The 18,206-nt window shown below is 56.6% G+C and carries 14 protein-coding genes; 10 read left to right on the forward strand and 4 right to left on the reverse strand.

Going from position 1 to position 18,206, the window contains the following annotated elements:
- The first annotated feature begins 115 nt into the window (after window positions 1–115).
- The 5 genes from AC0B60_RS02300 to AC0B60_RS02320 are packed head-to-tail and all read left to right on the forward strand — an operon-like array spanning window position 116 to window position 8,499.
- The gene (locus AC0B60_RS02300; RefSeq protein WP_465083659.1) at window positions 116–2,182 is read left to right on the forward strand and encodes a type VI secretion system Vgr family protein; all 2,067 of its coding nucleotides are present in this window, start codon (window positions 116–118) and stop codon (window positions 2,180–2,182) included.
- Window positions 2,175–2,957: a DUF4123 domain-containing protein gene (locus tag AC0B60_RS02305; RefSeq protein ID WP_465083660.1), complete on the forward strand. Its 783-nt coding sequence runs from the start codon at window positions 2,175–2,177 to the stop codon at window positions 2,955–2,957. Before AC0B60_RS02300 ends, AC0B60_RS02305 begins: the two co-directional genes overlap by 8 nt.
- A gap of 14 nt (window positions 2,958–2,971) precedes the next feature.
- Window positions 2,972–7,834, forward strand: a complete 4,863-nt coding sequence (locus AC0B60_RS02310; protein ID WP_465083662.1) for an RHS repeat-associated core domain-containing protein — start codon at window positions 2,972–2,974, stop codon at window positions 7,832–7,834.
- On the forward strand, window positions 7,834–8,058 hold the full coding sequence (locus AC0B60_RS02315; RefSeq protein ID WP_465083664.1) for a hypothetical protein: 225 nt from the start codon (window positions 7,834–7,836) through the stop codon (window positions 8,056–8,058). Before AC0B60_RS02310 ends, AC0B60_RS02315 begins: the two co-directional genes overlap by 1 nt.
- Before the next feature lie 57 nt (window positions 8,059–8,115).
- Window positions 8,116–8,499 (forward strand): hypothetical protein, encoded by a 384-nt coding sequence (locus AC0B60_RS02320; RefSeq protein ID WP_465083665.1) that lies wholly within the window; start codon window positions 8,116–8,118, stop codon window positions 8,497–8,499.
- 6 nt (window positions 8,500–8,505) lie between these two features.
- Here AC0B60_RS02320 and AC0B60_RS02325 read toward each other — a convergent pair whose 3' ends face one another.
- Window positions 8,506–9,372 (reverse strand): substrate-binding periplasmic protein, encoded by an 867-nt coding sequence (locus tag AC0B60_RS02325; RefSeq protein WP_465083667.1) that lies wholly within the window; start codon window positions 9,370–9,372, stop codon window positions 8,506–8,508.
- Between the two features lie 142 nt (window positions 9,373–9,514).
- Window positions 9,515–11,392 (reverse strand): MFS transporter, encoded by a 1,878-nt coding sequence (locus tag AC0B60_RS02330; protein WP_465083669.1) that lies wholly within the window; start codon window positions 11,390–11,392, stop codon window positions 9,515–9,517.
- A gap of 196 nt (window positions 11,393–11,588) precedes the next feature.
- Between AC0B60_RS02330 and AC0B60_RS02335 the strand changes: the two genes are divergently transcribed.
- Window positions 11,589–12,650: a GGDEF domain-containing protein gene (locus AC0B60_RS02335; RefSeq protein ID WP_465083670.1), complete on the forward strand. Its 1,062-nt coding sequence runs from the start codon at window positions 11,589–11,591 to the stop codon at window positions 12,648–12,650.
- An 11-nt stretch (window positions 12,651–12,661) separates the two neighbouring features.
- Here AC0B60_RS02335 and AC0B60_RS02340 read toward each other — a convergent pair whose 3' ends face one another.
- Complete coding sequence (locus AC0B60_RS02340; RefSeq protein ID WP_465083672.1) at window positions 12,662–13,597, reverse strand: DUF1853 family protein; 936 nt, start codon at window positions 13,595–13,597, stop codon at window positions 12,662–12,664.
- 77 nt (window positions 13,598–13,674) lie between these two features.
- Between AC0B60_RS02340 and AC0B60_RS02345 the strand changes: the two genes are divergently transcribed.
- The 4 genes from AC0B60_RS02345 to AC0B60_RS02360 all read left to right on the forward strand — a co-directional run bounded on the left by AC0B60_RS02345 (window position 13,675) and on the right by AC0B60_RS02360 (window position 17,440).
- On the forward strand, window positions 13,675–14,115 hold the full coding sequence (locus AC0B60_RS02345) for a VOC family protein (RefSeq protein ID WP_465083673.1): 441 nt from the start codon (window positions 13,675–13,677) through the stop codon (window positions 14,113–14,115).
- Window positions 14,116–14,220: 105 nt separating this feature from the next.
- Window positions 14,221–15,627, forward strand: a complete 1,407-nt coding sequence (locus AC0B60_RS02350) for a mannose-1-phosphate guanylyltransferase/mannose-6-phosphate isomerase (protein WP_465083675.1) — start codon at window positions 14,221–14,223, stop codon at window positions 15,625–15,627.
- Window positions 15,628–15,681: 54 nt separating this feature from the next.
- Entirely contained in the window at window positions 15,682–17,091 is a 1,410-nt protein-coding gene (locus tag AC0B60_RS02355; protein WP_465083676.1) for a hypothetical protein, read from the forward strand.
- Window positions 17,063–17,440, forward strand: coding sequence for a hypothetical protein (locus AC0B60_RS02360; protein ID WP_465083678.1), 378 nt, complete (start codon window positions 17,063–17,065; stop codon window positions 17,438–17,440). The genes AC0B60_RS02355 and AC0B60_RS02360 overlap by 29 nt, the downstream gene beginning before the upstream one ends.
- Before the next feature lie 71 nt (window positions 17,441–17,511).
- On the opposite strand, the gene AC0B60_RS02365 is transcribed toward AC0B60_RS02360, so the two are convergent.
- Window positions 17,512–18,093 (reverse strand): cold-shock protein, encoded by a 582-nt coding sequence (locus tag AC0B60_RS02365; RefSeq protein WP_465083680.1) that lies wholly within the window; start codon window positions 18,091–18,093, stop codon window positions 17,512–17,514.
- Between the last annotated feature and the right edge of the window lie 113 nt (window positions 18,094–18,206).

Genomic DNA, 18,206 nt, shown 5'->3' on the forward strand with positions numbered 1-18,206 from the left:
CCGGCTTTGAGGAACCGGGGTTACATTCTCCAGCCTGATCGTTATAATCACCAAAGCTCAGGACGAGCCGTTTGTTGATTGACTCAAATTTCAGACTTCTTCAGGGACCGAAGACATGCCCCAGGCAACCGGACTGCAGTTCACGGCCACCCTTGGCCAACTCCCCAAAGACTTGTTCGTGGTCGCCCGCTTTGAACTGACCGAGTATCTTTCCAGGCTCTGCTACTGCAAGCTGGAGCTGGCCAGTACCTCACCCGACATCGCCCCCGAAGACCTTCTGGAACAGCCCATGGAGCTGGTGGTCTGGCAGGACGGCGTGCCCCTTCGGCGCTTCCACGGTGTGGTCAACGAATTCATCCGGGGCGACTCCGGCCATCGCCGTACCCGTTACGACGTCATCGTCCAGCCCCCGCTGTGGCGACTGGGCCTGATGCACAACAGCCGCATCTTCCAGACCCAGAGTACCGATGCCATCGTGCGCACCCTGCTGGAAGAGCGGGGCCTCATCGACACCGTGTTTGATCTGAAGCGTTCTCCCGAAGAACGGGAATACTGTGTCCAGCATCGGGAAAGCGACCTGGCCTTTGTCGAACGCCTGGCCGCCGAAGAAGGCTGGCACTATCGCTTCAACCACGGCGACGTGGAAGGCAACGAACAGCCCGCCCTGATCATCGCCGACCACCATGGCGACGCCCCGAAACTTGATCCGGTGGAATACAACGGCAAGGCTGGCGGCAGTACCCGCCAGAGCACGGTTTTCCAGTTTAGCTACCAGGAAAGGGTAAGAGCCGCATCCGTGGCCATGAAGGACTACACCTTCAAGAACCCCGCCTATGCCTTAATGCACGAACACCAGGCCGACAAACTTGAAGGCCAGCGGGAAGACTATCAACACTACGACTACCCCGGCCGCTTCAAACAGGACGCCAGCGGCCAGCCCTTTACCGAAACCCGACTGGATGCCCTGAGAAACGACGCCGCCACCGCCAACGGCCAGAGCAATCGCCCCGACTTCACCGTGGGCGCCAAAGTCGAACTCACCGAGCACGACAACCCACGCCTCAACCGGGAATGGCTGTTCACCCGCATCAGCCATACCGGCGAACAGCCCCAGGCCCTGGAAGAGGACGGCAACAACGGCGCCACCACCTACCACAACGCCTTCAATGCCATCCCCGCGGACCGTACCTGGCGACCACAGGTCAAACACCGCCCCCTGATGGACGGCCCCCAGATCGCCCTCGTCACCGGCCCTGAAGGCGAAGAGATCCACTGCGACGAATACGGCAGGGTCAAAGTGCGATTCCCCTGGGACCGCTACAGCAAAAACGACGAACACAGCAGCGCCTGGTTAAGAGTCAGCCAGGGCTGGGCCGGTGGCCAGTATGGCTTCATGGCCCTGCCAAGAATCGGCAACGAAGTTATTGTCAGCTTCCTGGACGGCGACCCGGACCAGCCGATCATTACTGGAAGAACCTATCACGCCACCAACACCCCGCCGTACGCGCTGCCGGAGCACAAGACCCGCACCACACTAAAAACCCAGACCCACAAGGGTGAGGGCAGCAACGAACTGCGATTTGAGGACGAAGCGGACAAGGAACAGATCTACGTCCACGCCCAGAAAGACCTGGACTTGCTGAGTGAAAACAACCGTACCGAGGTGGTTAAAAACGATAGCCATCGAACGGTGGACAGCAATGAGTTCAGCTACATCAAGGGCGATGATCACTGCACGGTGGACGGTGAAAGACGAGAGACTGTCGGCGGTGACTGCAGCCAGAACATTGGTGGCACCTTCCACCAAAAGTCCGCCCAGGGCACGCTCAGCGAAGCTGGCACCGAAATTCATCACAAGGCGGGCGCCAAAGTGGTGCTGGATGCCGGAGCGGAACTCACCATTTCCGCCGGTGGCAGCCTGCTGAAACTGGACCCGAGCGGCGTGACCCTGGCGGGGCCGGGTATCAAGATCAATTCCGGTGGTTCGCCGGGCAGTGGTTCCGGGCAGGGTGTGGTGATGGCGGAAATGCCGCAGGATTTGGAAGGGCTGGTTCATCAGGCTATTGAACCAGCAGCTTTGCCGGAGGTGCCCCTCACCGCACCACAGTTCAATAACCTGATGTCGGATGCACCATTCTGTGAAGAGTGTGTGAAGTGTCGGGACGGGGTGTGTGATGTCTGAATTGCAGGGTTTCTGGTCATGCCTTAACGACGTTTGCGAACAGGCTGATCCCGAGAGCTCCGTCTATCTCGTATTGAGTGGCACCAGTGCCGCGAAGCCGGTTCGCCATTTTTACGCGACGGATGGCCTGACTGCTCTCCCGTTGTTTCAGGGCACGCAATACGCCGGTTGGCACGAAGTGATGCCGTTCCTGGCGCAGGTGACGGAAACCAGCGCATTCCTGGGCTGGATTGACGAAACCGACAGTACCGACTGGGGCTGGGGATTGGTGAGTAACGCCACGCTTGAAGAGGTATTCGGCCACATCCGTAGCCTGACCAAGATTCTCCTGCCAGACCGGCAAGAGGTGTTCTTTCGATACTGGGACGCCCGGTATTTTGGCGCGATTCTGCATAGCGTTGATGACATCTGCCGCGCCCATTTGATGGGGCCGATCGCAACCATCGTGCTTCCAGAGGGTGAGGTCATTGACCATCCGAGTGTTCCGGATACCACTGGATCGGCACAAGAGTTCCCGTGGTTCTCACTGCCCGCCGACGCCCTGAAAAAAATTGCAGTCCTGTGTTGGGAACAGTTGGTGGACAATACGGTTTCGGCGCTCGGCAAGAAAAAGCAGACACCCTTGGTTCGTTATCCAGAGCCCATCGCCCGTCAGAAAGTTGAACGTCATTTGCGGCGGTTGACCAGCGGTGATGTCGTCACCGAATTGTCTCCGGAACACGTGCAAACCATACACGAAGCCCTGATGCGTGAGGCATTGCAGGGCGCACACTGATTGAGGATGAATCAATGATCGAGTCACGGACGGCTCTTCAGGCTTCAGAACAGACATCCGGCGCACTTCCGGATATCAATGCCATTACCCGGGAGCTTCGGGAATCCCTTGCCAGTTCCTACGATGACTGGCGTGATGGCTGGTTCTCATCGATTTTCATGGGCCACGAGCAGGTTTTGGAGGTCAACGGTGAGAACAACCGTGAAGACGTTGGTGAAAACGAGATTGTTTCGTCCACCGTTGCACCCTGCGAAGAAACCCGCAAGATCAAAATTGCCCACTTCCACGAGAATGTGAGCAAAACCCCGATACCGTCCACACGTTTCCAGATCCAGGAAAATACCGGATGGGTGTTTGATAGCTGGGACACGATTCACAGCGGCACCACTGATGAAAATGGTGTGGCGGAGGTGCCGGTGACACCGGGGAAGGAATACCGGGTGGTAATGTCCCCTGATGTCTCTCAGGCAGAGATGGATGCTCTCTATCAAACGTACGAGGGCTTTATAGATCGGTGCTGCGCCTTGCTGGAAAACACCTGGAACAACGGCGCCCGCCAGGAATGGGACAGTTATCTGTCTATGAGTTCCACGGAACAGTCGCTGGCCGTTTACGGTCGCCTTCAGGAAGGTATCGCTGATGGCTTTACCGCTGTTTTGGATGATATTCGTCGTATTTACGATGTAATCTGCGGCTTGCTGGACTACGACTTCAGCAACCTGCCGGACGACCTTCAGGAGCAGATGGAAACCCTGAAAAAAGCCGATGACGCCTACCTGAAAGCCTGCCTGGTCGCCAACGATGAAATCTTCCTGTTCCTAGTAATGTATACCGTTCGCCAGTACTTCCGGCTTCTGTCACCAACGCAGGTAGCCGAAGTCTCGGGTGAGCTGGTTGGGCAGATTCTGTTCGACGTGGTCGTCGGGCTGATTATTACCGGCGGTGCCGGCCTTGCCGCCAAATACGGCGTCCGTATTGGCAGTAAAACGGTTGCGGGCGCGATGAATGTGGCGGATGGCGCACGCACCAACAAAAACATTCTCGGGGAATTCCTTGGCCAGTTCGCCAGGGAGTTCCAGGATTTCATGGAGGATATCGGTACCAATCACCGCGCTATCCAGATAGCCGGTGGTAGCCGCTTGAACCCGTCCAGCACCCAACCCGGCCCGGACGTTCGGAATCGGAATGCAATGTATCAGCAGATCGCTGACGATGACGAGGTTGTGAATTTGCAGGCTGGAGGCCGTGATCATGCTGCCGCCAGTGAGGCCAGCAACGCTCCCGTGCGGGATGATCCATCGCCCTCTGAAACCGATCAGGGCCGGGTCACGCAGGACAATGAATCCACGGAAAGCGTGGAGGACCCGATCAGCACGGTTACCGGTGAAGAGGTGCTTGAGCTGACAGATGCGCGCCTCAGCGGCCCGTTGCCCTTCGAGTTCAAAAGAGTGTATCGCTCCGGTAGTAGTGATCGCCGCCTGGATATGGGGTACGGCTGGCGCCACAGCCTGAACCACAGCCTGAGTTTTGATGGCGGCAGCGTTACCTGGCACGACCACGAAGGCAAGAATACCCGACTGCCCGAGCTCGACAGTGCGCCCTTCGGCACCAATTCCCAGACCGGCATGGCAGCCTGGAAAGAGGGTGAGTACATTGTTGTCTGCGCCGGGGAAAAAGCACCGCGCTATCACTTCCGCCGTGAGGGCGATCACGGCATTCTGGCGCAGATTTCCGACCGGTACGGCAACAAACTACAGGTTGGCTATGACCTCCACGGCCAGTTGGAGAGAGTGGTCAGTGATGTTGGAGGCGCCCTTGCCTTCGAATTTGACGGTCCATATCTCAAAGCCGTTACCCGGCTGCGGCGCAAACTCACAGACACTGGCTATCAATGGCAGACACTTCGGACAGAGCGCCGTTACGAATACGATGACGGTGATGACCTGATCGCGGCTGAAGATGCGGTCGATGGCATCGAACGCTACGGTTATGACAACCACATGCTGACCAGCCGTCAGCTTGCCGGAGGATATAGCTTCTATCTGGAATGGGACGAAGCTTCGCCCAAAGGGCGTTGCGTTCACCAGTGGGGTGACAGTGCTCAGGTTGATACCCGGTTTGAATGGGATGACGACAACCATGCCTGCACCGTCAGCTACGTGGACGGCAGCAAGGAAATCTGGCACTACGATGGCGACGCCCAGCTGCAGGAAAAGATCGACCCGGACGGCGCCAAACACGTCAGCGAATACAATGACAAAGGCCACCTACAAGCCACCGTTGACCCCATGGGCGCCCGCACGGAATACCAGTACGACAGCAACGGACGCCTGCAGGGTAAAACCGGCCCCGACGGCCAGCCTGTCCTCTTCACCTATCGCAAAGGGCGGATCGCGGAAATCCACCGCAGCGGCCAGACCTGGGCGTTCGATTATACCCGATACGGTGACCTTGCCCGCGAAACCGATCCAAAGGGGCGCGCCACCCGCTACAACTACAACTCACAGGGTCAACTGACACAGGTAAATCTGCCCGACGGACGAACCCACAAATGGGGCTGGAACAACCATGGCCAACTGATCGAGGAAACCACCCCCACCGGCGCTTTTTACCAATACCGGTACGATGAATTCGGCCAGCTACTGGCGAAGAAGGACGCCCGGGGCACCATTACCCGCTATGAGTACGATGGCCTGGGGCGGGTGACCGACGAAATCCTTTCCGGCAACCGGCGCCGACAGTACCACTACAATCACTACAACAAAGTAACGCGCTTTGTTGACGAGAAAGGCCGGGAAACCCGATACGAATACGGCAATAACCTCCATCTGCTGACCCGACGCATTAACCCGGACGGCAGCGAATTGCGCTACCGGTATGATCACCACCGCTTCCTGCTCACCCACATCGAGAACGAACAGGGTGAAGAGTATCGCATCGACTATTACCCGAACGGTCTGGTCAAACAGGAAACGGCTTTCGACGGTCACAGGACGGCTTACCAGTACGACCTGAACGGTCACCTGATCGAAAAAGCCGAGTACGGCACGTCCACAGACGTACTGCAGACCACGGCCTACGAACGGGATGAGCTCGGTCAATTACTGAAAAAAGTGCTGCCAGACGGCCGCGAAATCCAGTATGGCTACAACGCCGACGGTAAGCTGACCGCTGTGGATGACGGGCGCTGGCCATTGGCCTTTGAGTACGATGAATTCGGCCTGCTGACAACGGAGCACCAGGGCTGGGCGACCCTTCGTTACCAGTACGACGAGATGGACCGCCTGCGCGGCATGGTGCTCCCGGATGGTCAGTCGCTGACTTACCAGCATGATAAATCTGGCCTTCTATCTTGTATCGACCTCAACGGAAAACCACTAACCCGCCATCGCATGGCTTCCACCGGCGAGGAAATCGAACGCCAACAGGGCGACCTGCTGAGTGCCTATGTTTACGATGAAGAAGGCCGCCTGACCCAGCACCGGGTGCACCAGGGGCGCATCAAGGACATCGCCGCCCAGCGGGATTACCAGTACGATCCAAACGGCAACCTAAAAGCCATCCAGGACAGCCGCAAAGGCCTGCGGGAATACGTCTACGATCCCATGGACCGGTTGGTTGGCGTGCGCGGCGACCTCTACGAACAACTGATCCACGACCCAGCCGGCAACCTGCTGGAACAAAGCCAAAGCCCAGCCAGTGGAAACACCGCCAACGTACGCGGCAACCGGCTCACCATGCATGGCGACTGCCACTACGAATACGACGAATTCGGCAACCTGACTGAAGAACGCCGTGGTAAGGACCAGAAACTGGTCACCCGGTACGCCTACGACTGCGAACACCGCCTGAGCAGCGTCACCAAACCGGATGGCAGCACCTGGCACTACGAATACGACGCCTTCGGCCGCCGAATCGCCAAAACCAACGGCCTGACCCGGACCGAATTCCTCTGGCAGGGCGACCGCCTGATCGCCGAGGAAACCGGCGACCAGTACCGCACCTACCTCTACGAGCCGGACACCTTCAAACCCCTGGCGCTGGTAGACGGCTGCGGCCCCGAACAGGCCAGCATTTTCTATTACCATCTGGACCACCTGGGCACCCCCCAGGAACTCACCAACGCCCAGGGCGACCTTGTCTGGTCAGTAACTTACCGCGCCTACGGCAACGTCGTCCGCGCCCTGGTCAACGAAATCGACAACCCGATCCGCTTCCAGGGCCAGTACCACGACCCGGAAACCGGCCTGCATTACAATCGCCACCGGTACTATAATCCGAACACCGGGCGCTTCCTGACCCCGGACCCGATTGGGCTTGCGGGCGGATTGAATAACTACCAGTATGTTCCGAATCCTACGGGGTGGGTGGATCCGTTGGGCCTGACCTCTGTCTCGAAGAATGACCCGAGTGAAAGTGGCTCACGACCTGATTTTTATGTGGGCCCTAGCGGACCAGATTCAACTATGCCCAGTACAGGTTATAGGTACATGAGGTACAAAAATGATGATGGATCCGTAAACAAATGGGCAGAAATGACGATGGAGAATAAATCTGCTCCAGTGACATATTTCGGTTTCGAAAAATACTCATCAGGCAGTGCAGCACGAAACGCTTTTCAGATAAAAGGACCTGATTTGGGCCCAGATTCATGGAGTGACGCAAGACTATTGGGAGAGTTTGATACCCTTCAACTGTACGAAAACGGGGTGCCTAACTCACGTATTCCATTTTGGGGGGGAGACAACCCTGCATCTGATAAATTGGAGCCATTCGCAGAAGCGTATCCGAAATATGGCGATGGTGGAGCTGTTCAAATGCATGCGGAGGGCCAAACAATAATGTTCAGAAAGCTCGAAATTTTACCGGAGGAATGATGAAGTTTCCGACAATCGATGAATGTAAAAGTGACCTGAAGAGAATTATAAGTCGAGTCGTTGTAAAAGAAGAGGATAAAAATAGGATATTGGATTTGCTATTTCTCGATCCAAAGATATTGCCAATGAAAGCAATTTTAGAAGAATTAGAAAGTGTCGCAACTTTAAAGTTGACGGATGATGAAAAAGAAATACTGCAGGATATAAAATTTATATATATATAGATCTGGTTCGATTCTAGGTTCTTAGAGGTCAACGGAGGAGGTAGAGCTGTTCAGTCCATGATCAAGAAAGATCTAGAAAGTGTTATTTATACGAGAGCGAACAGCACAGATGCCGCATTCTTGCGTGAGATAGTCTTGTCACCTGATTTTAGGTTCGTGAATGCAGCTTCTGTCAGTGTCGAGCCGAAGCATGAGGCTGAGCAGATGAAAATACACTACGATTCAGTTCTGAGTGCTGGATTTGAGAACTGGGGATTCGAATCAACGCTTGAGAAACTTAGTATTTCCGAATGTGAAAACATTCAGTTTATTGGTTTCAAAGGAGCTGGCTATTCAGCCAAGCTTTATTTTGAGGGCATACCGGAAAAGGTGATTGGTGTAATCGTAACTCGGCGCCCTTCAGTTTCACCCGCAATAAACCAATCTGGAAAGGCATTGTAGTCGACCTCATTCCACACACTGAACCTTATCCTCCACCACCAGATACCGAGCCGGCAAATTTGGCAGCGAAGTCGTAATCAAGTCCTCCAGCCTGCCGGACGTCCGCAGCTCGCTGAGCCCTTCATTAAACGCTTCCAGATAGCGCTCACTCTCAGGCACCCGCTTGGACAGAACCAGATACAGGTAATCCGATTGCAGCGGCGTGGTGTGGAAGGTAATTTTGTCGCTGAGCCCGAGCTCCTTCAGCATGCCCATTCCCACCGCGGGCTCCATTGGGAACAGGTCGATTCTGCGTGCTGCCAGTTTGCGAAAGTTGGATTTATCGGAGGTGGTGACATCCGCACTTATAGTTCCGGCGGCGACGGCTTCCTCGAATTCTTCACCGTAGTTGTAGTCCTGTGTCAGGCCTATCCGGTAGCTTTCCAGATCTTTCACCTCGTCCCAGTCAAAGTCCATGTCTTTACGATGAAACAGGGCGTAGTTGTGGGCGACAATGGGGTCGCTGAAGTGGAAATGCTTGAGTAATTTCCTGCGACATGTCCAGGCGACTGAACCGTCCCACCGGCCTTTTTCCGCTAGCAGGCGGGCGCGGGACCAAGGGAAAAAGCCATAGGTTACGGGAATGTCTTCGTTGGCAAAAGCCAGGGTGACGATCTGGGAAATGACTCCGAAATGAGGTGGGGTGTCTTCCATGTAGGGAGGCCAGTGCCCGTTGGTGAGCCTGATGGTCGGAGCCGCTTCGTCGGCTTGAAGCGGCAAGGCGAGGGCGCAGGCAATCAGTGCACTTGTAAGGGTAATGTAGAGGTGACTCAATAGCTGCCTGATCAACCGAATGAGTCGTCGATCGTATCTGGGCGATCCCTGCTTAACCATTTGTCCATCCACCAAAGCAGGTGCTGACCGGATGGCAGGGGTGGTTCACAACACCGCCATCGATCGGTCGCACTAAATGTTGAGGATAGTCAAAGAGTAGCAGTCGCTCAGATCATTACAACCAGTCAGCCTTGAGGCATGCCTAGCGGTGATTACCTCTCAGGGCTTTGACCTTTTCTTCCAACATTTCCGCATTGGCCTCCTGCGCGGTTACTGGCTCACCGGCAATGAGTTCAATCCGCGACCAGAACCGCCTGGGGAAATGTTTCAACGCAGGCCCGCCGCAGTGGCTGAAGAAGCTGCCCCACAGGCCTCGCAGTGCCATGGGAACTACGGGTACCGGGCGTCGTTCCAGGATAATATCCACGCCGCCGCGGAAGGTGGCTACTTCACCGTCGGAGGTCAGGCGGCCCTCGGGAAAGATGCAGACGACATGGCCGGCATCCAGTTCTTCGTCAATGCGCTCGAAGGCGGCGTCGTAGATCTCCGGCACCCGATTGCGGGAGCCAATGGGAATGGTCTTGGCGAGCCTGAAAATCGCGCCGAGTATCGGTGTTTTGAAGATCTGGTAGTCCATCACGAATCGAACCGGCCGCTTGATTGCGCCACCGATAACCAGAGCATCCATGTAGGTAACGTGGTTGCAGACCAGCAATACGGGGCCTTCTTCGGGAATGCGATGCAGGCCTTCATGGTGCACCCGGTAAAGAGTGTGGGAGAGCACCCAGATAATGAACCGGAGTGCGAATTCCGGCACTTGTTGGTACACAAACCCTGCCACGATCAGGTTCATGATGGACAGCACCAGGAAGAATTCGGGGATGCTGAGGCCGATAACGCCCAGCATCAGGACGCCCATGATGGCGCTGACCACCATGAACAGGGCGTTGAACACGTTCAGTGCTGCAATAACACGGGCACGCCGTTCCTCCGGGGTTTCCCGTTGTACGAACGCGTAGAGAGGCACGATGAACAGGCCGCCGAAGAAACCGATACCCAGCAGGTCAATGGCCACCTGGCGATGCTGGCTGTCGGTCAGGATCATCCACCAGTCGGTCGGAACGGGGTTGGCGGGCATGTTGAAGTAGAGGTCGAGTCCGAACAGGCTGATGCCGAGGGAGCCGATGGGCACGATGCCCAATTCTATCCGATGTCCGGAAAGCCGCTCACAGGCGACGGAGCCCAGAGCAATACCAACGGTGAAAATCGCCAACAACAGGGTTACGACGGTCTCGTCGCCCATTAGATCGGTCTGGGCGAAGCTGGGAAACTGAGTGAGGTAGGCGGCGCCCAAGAACCAGAACCAGGAGATGGCCATGATACACAACAGCACGGAATGGTTTTCGGCGGCCAGACGCATCAGGCGCCAGGTTTCCTGTAGGGGGTTTAGCCGTATGGTCATGTGGGGATTAGTGGCGCCGGTCACTGGTACTTGCCGCGCCGCCAGGTAGCCAATGACGGCCAGGGCAAGGACCCCAATGGCGGCGAGTTTCTCCGGCTGGTCGCTGCCCATCAGCAGTCCTGCGGTAAGTGTGCCCACCAGAATGGCCACGAAAGTGCCCATTTCCACCAGGGCGTTGCCACCCACCAGTTCATCGTCCCGAAGCACCTGGGGCAGGATGGCGTACTTCACCGGGCCGAAGAAGGTGGATTGCACGCCCATCAGAAACAACAACAGCAGCATCGATTCGTACCAGCCGACCCAGAGCCCGGCGGCCGCCAGCGCCATGATGGCTATTTCAGCCAACTTCACCCAGCGGATCACTCGCGATTTTTCATACTTGTCCGCCAGTTGGCCAGCGATGCCGGAAAAAAGGAAAAAGGGCAGGATGAAAAGAAACGCCGCTATATTCACCACCACATCAATCGGCATGCCTAGCAGGCCGCCAGCGGTGTAAGTGATCAGCAACAGCAGAATGTTGCGGAACAGGTTATCGTTGAAGGCCCCTGAAAACTGCGTCAGAAAGAACGGCAGGAAGCGTCGCTCGGAAAGCAGCCGGAACTGGCTGTGGTCGTCCATGATTGTGGCCCATCATCTCATTGTTGATGTGGATTATTCTGCCACAAACCGATTATCGAAGCAGGGTGCTGGCTGCATGGAGCGTCATGCTGCGCATAGTAGTTGTTTCAAAGATTTTCAGTATTTTACGTTTGTGATGAGCAGGTTTGTAATTTTCGGGGTAACCTGAAGACAACCGTTTTGGAAGTTACTGTTTATGAGTCAGGCCAGATCCATGTCTGCCAGGGAACCAATCAGGGAGCTTCGTCCACAGTTCTGGCAGATGGCCAGGCGGTGTTGCCAGATTGCAGCCACAGTTGATGTGGCGTTCTTCTTTCTTTTTCATATCCTCGGTTCACCGCTACTGGCATGGGTGAACGTTGTGAGTGTCGCCATGTACGTGGTTGCTTACCGGGCACTGGGGAACAAGCAGAACGGTCTTGCCATTGGCCTGATTTGGGCGGAAGTGATTATTCACGCCGGGCTGGGAATTGTGTTTATCGGTTGGGACAGTGGCTTTCACTATTACCTGCTGATGTTTATTCCGGCGCTGTTCGTCAGCCTGACGTTGCGCGCGGCGATGGTCTGCCTGATGGCGTTGTGGAGCTATTACATCGCCCTGCACCTGGTCATGTGGATTATCGAGCCCCTGCAGCCCATTGCCCCCGGAGCCCTGCTTGCCGTTTATCTGTTCAACCTGAGTGTGGTGTTCGCCATGTTCAGCTATCTGTCGTTTTTCTATCTCACCATGGTGACCACGGCACACCGGAAACTGCGGCGGATGGCAACAACCGACTCGTTGACGGGCCTCTTCAACCGGCGTCATGTGACCTATCTTGCGGAAAAGGAACTGGCGCGCTTCGGGAGGACGGGGCACCCGGTTGCGTTCCTGGTGCTCGATATTGACCATTTCAAGGCTATCAATGACCGTCACGGGCACGAGATTGGTGATCGGGTATTGATTGAAGTCGCCAATATCATTGAGGCCCAGTTGCGCACTCAGGACCTGATCTCCCGCTGGGGCGGTGAGGAATTTCTCGTTGTGCTTCCAGACACTGGCCTGGATAGTGCCCAAGCCAGTGCGGAGCGTGTGCGCAAGGCGCTTCTGGCTCACGACTGGCTGGCGACAACCGATGAGCCCATCGACCTGACCATCAGTGCCGGAGTCAGCGAGTTTCGCCGGGGCGACAACCTGAATTCCGCCGTCAGTCGTGCGGACCGTGCGCTCTATCGCAGTAAGGAGGGTGGCCGTAACCGGGTGGAGCTGGAGGCGATATAGTCAGTTGCTGTTCAGCCCAGGTCATGCGCTCCCGGCCAAGCACTCGGAACCACAAAAACCCGGGAGGTCTCACGCCAGTAGCCGTCTTCAGGTGACAGTTCCAGTACCGCAAACAGGCGGGGAATGCCGGCCGAGCGGACCACAGCCAATGCCTCTTCGGTGCTCTGCGGGTCTGGCGTCTCCTGTTGGCGCCAGGGGCCTAACCAGTGAGGTTTAATCAGTGGGATCCATCGTTTCCTGTCACTGATTTCTACCCTGCCTGCCTCATCCATTTCGTCGATATAGAGCCAGTCACCACGTAGGTGTCCTGCCGGAATGCTGTCTGGTGGTGACAGGGGGGTGGATAGGGGGTAGAACAGATAGCCGGGCATGAAAACTCTGGGCCGCACGGGCGTTTCGATGCCCAGAGATGCCAGCAGGTTGCGAGCCTCGGGTCTTTCCGTCAATTGGCTCTGGTGGTCCGTCAGTCGCCGTGTTTTGATATCCAGCCGGTCCCGAGCATTAGGCCCGTACCAGAGCGGCCTGTCCTGAGTGGCATCCTGATGGCCGAGGTAGAATTTCACGGCTATTTCGTGGTGTTCGACAACGTTATCCGCAGGATTGCGGACCAGAAAATCCAGTTCACCCAGAGTGATGCCGTTGCTGCGAACTGGCTGGTTCTTGAGCAGGATGTCCCATCCCAGGAGATTTTGCATCAGGCACTCGTACAAGCGCTCAAAGTAGTGCCCGAGCCTTCGCGCCGGCTGTTCTGTGAGCACTTCGGGGCCATGTTGAGGGGCGTTGTCCCAGTCTCGCAGGCGTTCATCGGTATCTTCCGGAAGGTGATTTTCTGGATCAAATCCCATGGGAGAACTGATAAGCTGGGGCGCATGACACATCCATGCCAGATGGCGCACGGCTGGAACGCGGTACTGAAGATGGGCTGTCGTTTCAGGACGTCGATTCATGGAGGCAGGATACCCTAAACCAGCGGTTTGATCAGTCCCCGCCGTATGCCCCGGGGCAATGCTTCAGGAGACGCGATATGCAGTATCTTCACACAATGATCCGAGTCAGCAACCTCGAAGAAACTCTGCACTTTTTCTGCGAGTTACTGGGTATGGTGGAAATCAACCGCAAAAGCAGTGAGAAGGGGCGCTTCACGCTGGTCTTCCTAGCGGCTGCGGAGGATGAGGCGCGGGCAAGGGACGATCGGGCCCCGATGATAGAGCTCACCTATAACTGGGACCCCGAAGAATACACAGGTGGCCGCAACTTCGGACATCTGGCGTATCGGGTGGACGACATCTATGCACTTTGTAGCCACCTACAGGCCAACGGCGTTACCATCAATCGTCCGCCGCGCGACGGCCATATGGCGTTTGTGCGGTCGCCAGACGGTATTTCCATCGAACTGCTCCAGAAAGGCGACTCACTGCCAGCGAAGGAGCCTTGGGCCAGTATGGAAAACATTGGCACTTGGTGATGGTGAGTAAAGGTTTGCAGATTGGAACCTGTTAACTCGCCATCGGCAGGACAGGTTGGCAGTTTTTGGGGTAAAATTCGCGAAAATTCAAGACAAGGACGACCCATGCTTGCAGTGATTCTTTCTGGTGGTTCTGGCACCCGTCTCTGGCCGCTGTCCCGTGAAGCCTATCCCAAGCAGTTTCTACCGGTGGTGTCTGACGATTCCCTGCTGGCGGAAACCATTGACCGTGGCCTGGCACTGGATGACACCGCCCGGGTAATGGCCATTACCAACGAGGAGCACCGGTTTGTGGTGGCCGCCCATTTGCAGGCCCAGGCACCGGAACGTACCGCGGGGATCATTCTCGAGCCGGTCGGCCGCAATACCGCCCCGGCAATCGCCTTGGCGGCCCTGGCAGCGGCGGAGGAAAACCCGGAAGAGCTGTTGTTGGTGATGCCCTCAGATCACGTATTGAAGAGCCAGGACGTGTTTCGCCAGGCGGTTAGTCAGGGCGCTGAAGCCGCCCGTTCCGGCAAACTGGTCACCTTTGGTATTGTGCCCAGCGCCCCCCACACTGGCTACGGTTACATCAAAGCCGGTGCGGCTCACGAAGGGTACAACGATGTGGCGGCTTTTGTGGAAAAGCCGAACGAGAAAACCGCCCGCGAATACCTGGATGAAGGTGACTATTTCTGGAACAGTGGCATGTTCCTGTTTCGGGCCGACCGTTACCTGAAAGAACTGGAAGACCAGCAACCCGAGATGATGAATGCTTGCCGTGCTGCGTGGAAAGAACGCAATGCCGACATGGATTTCACCCGCGTTGGCGCCGAGAATTTCAAGTCCTGCCCGGACGATTCCATCGACTATGCCGTGATGGAGAAAACCCGCGACGCGGTCGTGGTGCCGCTGGATGCCGGTTGGTCGGATGTGGGTTCCTGGTCTGCGCTATGGGATATCCAGCCCCACGACGAAAACAACAATGTGTGTCGGGGAGACGTGATTACCGAAGACGTTTCCGGCTCCTATATCCATTCCGAAGGCCGACTGATTGCCGCACTGGGTATCACGGACCACGTGATCGTTGAAACCGATGACGTGGTGCTGGTGGCCGACCGCGACCGGGTTCAGGATGTGAAGAAGCTGGTTGCCCAGGTCAAGGCCCAGGGACGTCATGAGCACCGGTTCCACAAGAAGGTTCACCGCCCCTGGGGCACCTATGAAGGCATTGCCACGGGGGAGCGTTTCCAGGTCAAGCGAATTACCGTGAAACCGGGGGCATCCCTGTCGCTGCAGAAGCATCACCATCGGGCCGAGCACTGGGTTGTGGTGAAAGGAACCGCCACGGTTAATCGCGGTGATGACGTGTTGTTGCTGACTGAGGATCAGTCCACTTATATTCCATTGGGCGTGACCCATAGGCTGACCAACCCGGGTGTCATTCCCCTGGAGCTGATTGAAGTGCAAACAGGCAGCTACCTGGGTGAAGACGACATCGTGCGTTTCGAAGATACCTACAACCGGGTCTGATCGGTATACCTGAAATGGCATCAGGACGATGCCTGTTAACACAAGGAGAAGTGAATGGAAGACTGGCAAGGATGCCTGAGCCCCCTCTGTCAAACCGCACTGCAACGGGCGCGTGACAGCGTTGCCCAGCGCGGTGGTTATGCCATCACCGTTGAGGATTTCCTGCTGGCGTTGCTGGATGGTGAGCCTGATATCTGCGGGTTCCTGCGAGGCCGTGGTGTCGATATAGATGAACTCACCCGTACCATCCAGTGCGAACAGCCAATCGTGACCGAAGTGGGTAGTGAAGGCCAACTGTCCTCACAACTTTTGTACTGGTTCTCCTCGGCCCGTGAACTGAGCAATGCGCCCTGGCTGGACTGGCCCATTCTGTTGTCGGTGCTGACTCGTAATGCCGAGCGTCTGCAGGAAAAGGCATACGTGGCGGTGCTGGAACTGGTCGACCGCTGGCCAGCTGCCGATGAAAGTCAGCAGCATGCCGCCGAAACGCCCAGCAAAGGTGATGTGCCTGTTGTGATTACCGATCTGGAATGGCTTGAGCTGGCGGAGGAGGTGTCAATCACCTTGGCCTCGGTTCCGCGTGCGCTGGTGTGGGTGAGGGGTCAGAGAGGCTGCGGGAAAACCAGTTGGCTGCAGGCCCTGTTACCATTCCTGCACCGCGGTTTCGTGAAGCTGGACCTTCGCAATGAGGCGGAAGTGATGGCCAGTGATAGCCCCGTTATTCCGTCCAGTGGTGTCGACCGAATGGACTATCCCGCGCTGGTTCTGGATAACGTTTCGCCGGCAGATCTGGCCACCATGATGACATCCGAGCTCAGTGTGGCCCGAAGCCTGTTTAGTGGGTATATGGGCCCTGTGATTATGCTGGGCCCCGATTCGCCGGAGACAGGCGCTGCCGTTGAGCAACTGGAGCGGTGGCTGGGACGGGATTTCGATATCTTTGATATGCCCCGCATGAGTCCCGGCCAGAAAGTCGCCATACTGACCTCACATCAGCCAGCGATTGAAAAACGTTGGAATATTGAACTGTCCCAGACCCTTATCCGCTATGCCGCTTCAAGCCGAAGCCGTCTGGTTGGTTCTCCAGGCGGCATGATCCAGTGGGTGGAGCGGGCGGCAGCCAGGTTGAGCCTGTTTGCCGAACGGGGGCCCATTGTGGGCATGGCGATGGCCGGCACAGCCGATACGCTGCGGCGCCAGTCTTTGGTGGCAATGGCCAGGCAGCAGTCCACGGAAACGCTTGAGCGATCCCTTGAGAGCCTGGCCGTTGAGCGTGCGGCTGCAGAAGTGGCATGGCATGAGCGCAAAGCGGAGGGTACTCTGAGGACCCTGAAAGTGGACGACCTCCGCCATGAACTCGAACGCTGGGTTGCAGCCCGTCCCGGGCCGGTTCACTATGTGGTCCATTGTGATCAACGGGTAGGAGAAACAGAAGGTGCGGGATCTCGAAATCTACATTCGTGACCTGGGGTCGTCAGCGGTATCGGGTTGGCTCGCCAGTCACCTGGACGAGATTGACCTCCCAGACGATGCGCTGGGTAATAGGGCAGTGAAAGGCTCAGCTCGGTATCAGTCGCATAGGGTCCGCATTAGTCTGTATCCCGGCGCGGGTGGAAAGCGGTACACATCACTGATCCTTGAAGGTGAGGATCTGCCCTGGGTTTCCGATCTCGATTGCGCCCGTAGTGCCTGGCGTGCCGTGGATACTGAGATTCGCTGCAGCCCTGGTGACTGGAAAGAAGGGGAGTCGGTGGAAGAGGAGAAATGGTGGCGGCTGGACCAGCGCGGTGAACAGTTGGCGGTCTGGAACTGACTCTCTTCGCGGCAACAAAAAAGGGGGCAGCCAATCGGCTGCCCCCTTTTTTTGATACAGGTTCTTGCGAATCAATCGCTCAGGATGGACACGTTGTCCGCCTGTAGGCCCTTGTCCGCCTCGACAACGCTGAAACGGACCAACTGACCCTGGCGCAGTACCCGGCGGCCACGGCCGCGGATGGCACGGAAGTGTACAAAGACTTCATCGCCGCTATCGCGAACAATAAACCCGAAGCCTTTTTTGACGTTGAACCACTTAACGGTGCCTTCTTCATTGCCCTCGGGGGTGCTGTCGTCGTAGTCATCGTCGTCATCGTAATCCGGTTCGGACTGCTGCTTGCGCGGGGAAGGCTGACGTGGTGCGGCGCTGGTGCGGGGGGCTTGCTGTTTGACGGCTGATGGTTTCTTGGCTGCCAGAGCTACGGTCACGAAGCCAGCCAGGCCGAAAAGAACAACGGCAATCACATAGGCGGCAATACCCTGGGCGCTGCCCAGTACAAACGGGGTACTGTTTGCCAGCTCGCTAGTGCGAGACTGAGACAGAATCTGGAAGAGTTCCGGGGTGAAAGTCACCAACAGAAAGCCGAGGATAAAAGGTGACGGAATCGCGACCAGTAGAGCAAGAACGATCGCTTTTGCTGGGTTTTGCATGGACTGAAGTTTCTCCATTCATCTAACGCTAACGATAAAGAGCCGGATATCGGGTAAAATCGGGTCTCCGGCGGTGAAAACCGTCAGGGTACTGCAAGGTATGAAAGTGCCTT

It is taken from the genome of Marinobacter sp. V34 (assembly GCF_055524115.1).

What these genes read in the sequence shown, in the direction of transcription:
- AC0B60_RS02340 (WP_465083672.1), bottom strand. Translation starts at nt 13,597, where the DNA reads ATGAATCGACGTCCTGAAACGACAGCCCATCTTCAGTACCGCGTTCCA.
- AC0B60_RS02315 (WP_465083664.1), top strand. Translation starts at nt 7,834, where the DNA reads ATGAAGTTTCCGACAATCGATGAATGTAAAAGTGACCTGAAGAGAATT.
- AC0B60_RS02330 (WP_465083669.1), bottom strand. Translation starts at nt 11,392, where the DNA reads ATGGACGACCACAGCCAGTTCCGGCTGCTTTCCGAGCGACGCTTCCTG.
- AC0B60_RS02325 (WP_465083667.1), bottom strand. Translation starts at nt 9,372, where the DNA reads ATGGTTAAGCAGGGATCGCCCAGATACGATCGACGACTCATTCGGTTG.
- AC0B60_RS02335 (WP_465083670.1), top strand. Translation starts at nt 11,589, where the DNA reads ATGAGTCAGGCCAGATCCATGTCTGCCAGGGAACCAATCAGGGAGCTT.
- AC0B60_RS02350 (WP_465083675.1), top strand. Translation starts at nt 14,221, where the DNA reads ATGCTTGCAGTGATTCTTTCTGGTGGTTCTGGCACCCGTCTCTGGCCG.
- AC0B60_RS02320 (WP_465083665.1), top strand. Translation starts at nt 8,116, where the DNA reads ATGATCAAGAAAGATCTAGAAAGTGTTATTTATACGAGAGCGAACAGC.
- AC0B60_RS02300 (WP_465083659.1), top strand. Translation starts at nt 116, where the DNA reads ATGCCCCAGGCAACCGGACTGCAGTTCACGGCCACCCTTGGCCAACTC.
- AC0B60_RS02365 (WP_465083680.1), bottom strand. Translation starts at nt 18,093, where the DNA reads ATGCAAAACCCAGCAAAAGCGATCGTTCTTGCTCTACTGGTCGCGATT.
- AC0B60_RS02355 (WP_465083676.1), top strand. Translation starts at nt 15,682, where the DNA reads ATGGAAGACTGGCAAGGATGCCTGAGCCCCCTCTGTCAAACCGCACTG.
- AC0B60_RS02310 (WP_465083662.1), top strand. Translation starts at nt 2,972, where the DNA reads ATGATCGAGTCACGGACGGCTCTTCAGGCTTCAGAACAGACATCCGGC.
- AC0B60_RS02345 (WP_465083673.1), top strand. Translation starts at nt 13,675, where the DNA reads ATGCAGTATCTTCACACAATGATCCGAGTCAGCAACCTCGAAGAAACT.
- AC0B60_RS02305 (WP_465083660.1), top strand. Translation starts at nt 2,175, where the DNA reads ATGTCTGAATTGCAGGGTTTCTGGTCATGCCTTAACGACGTTTGCGAA.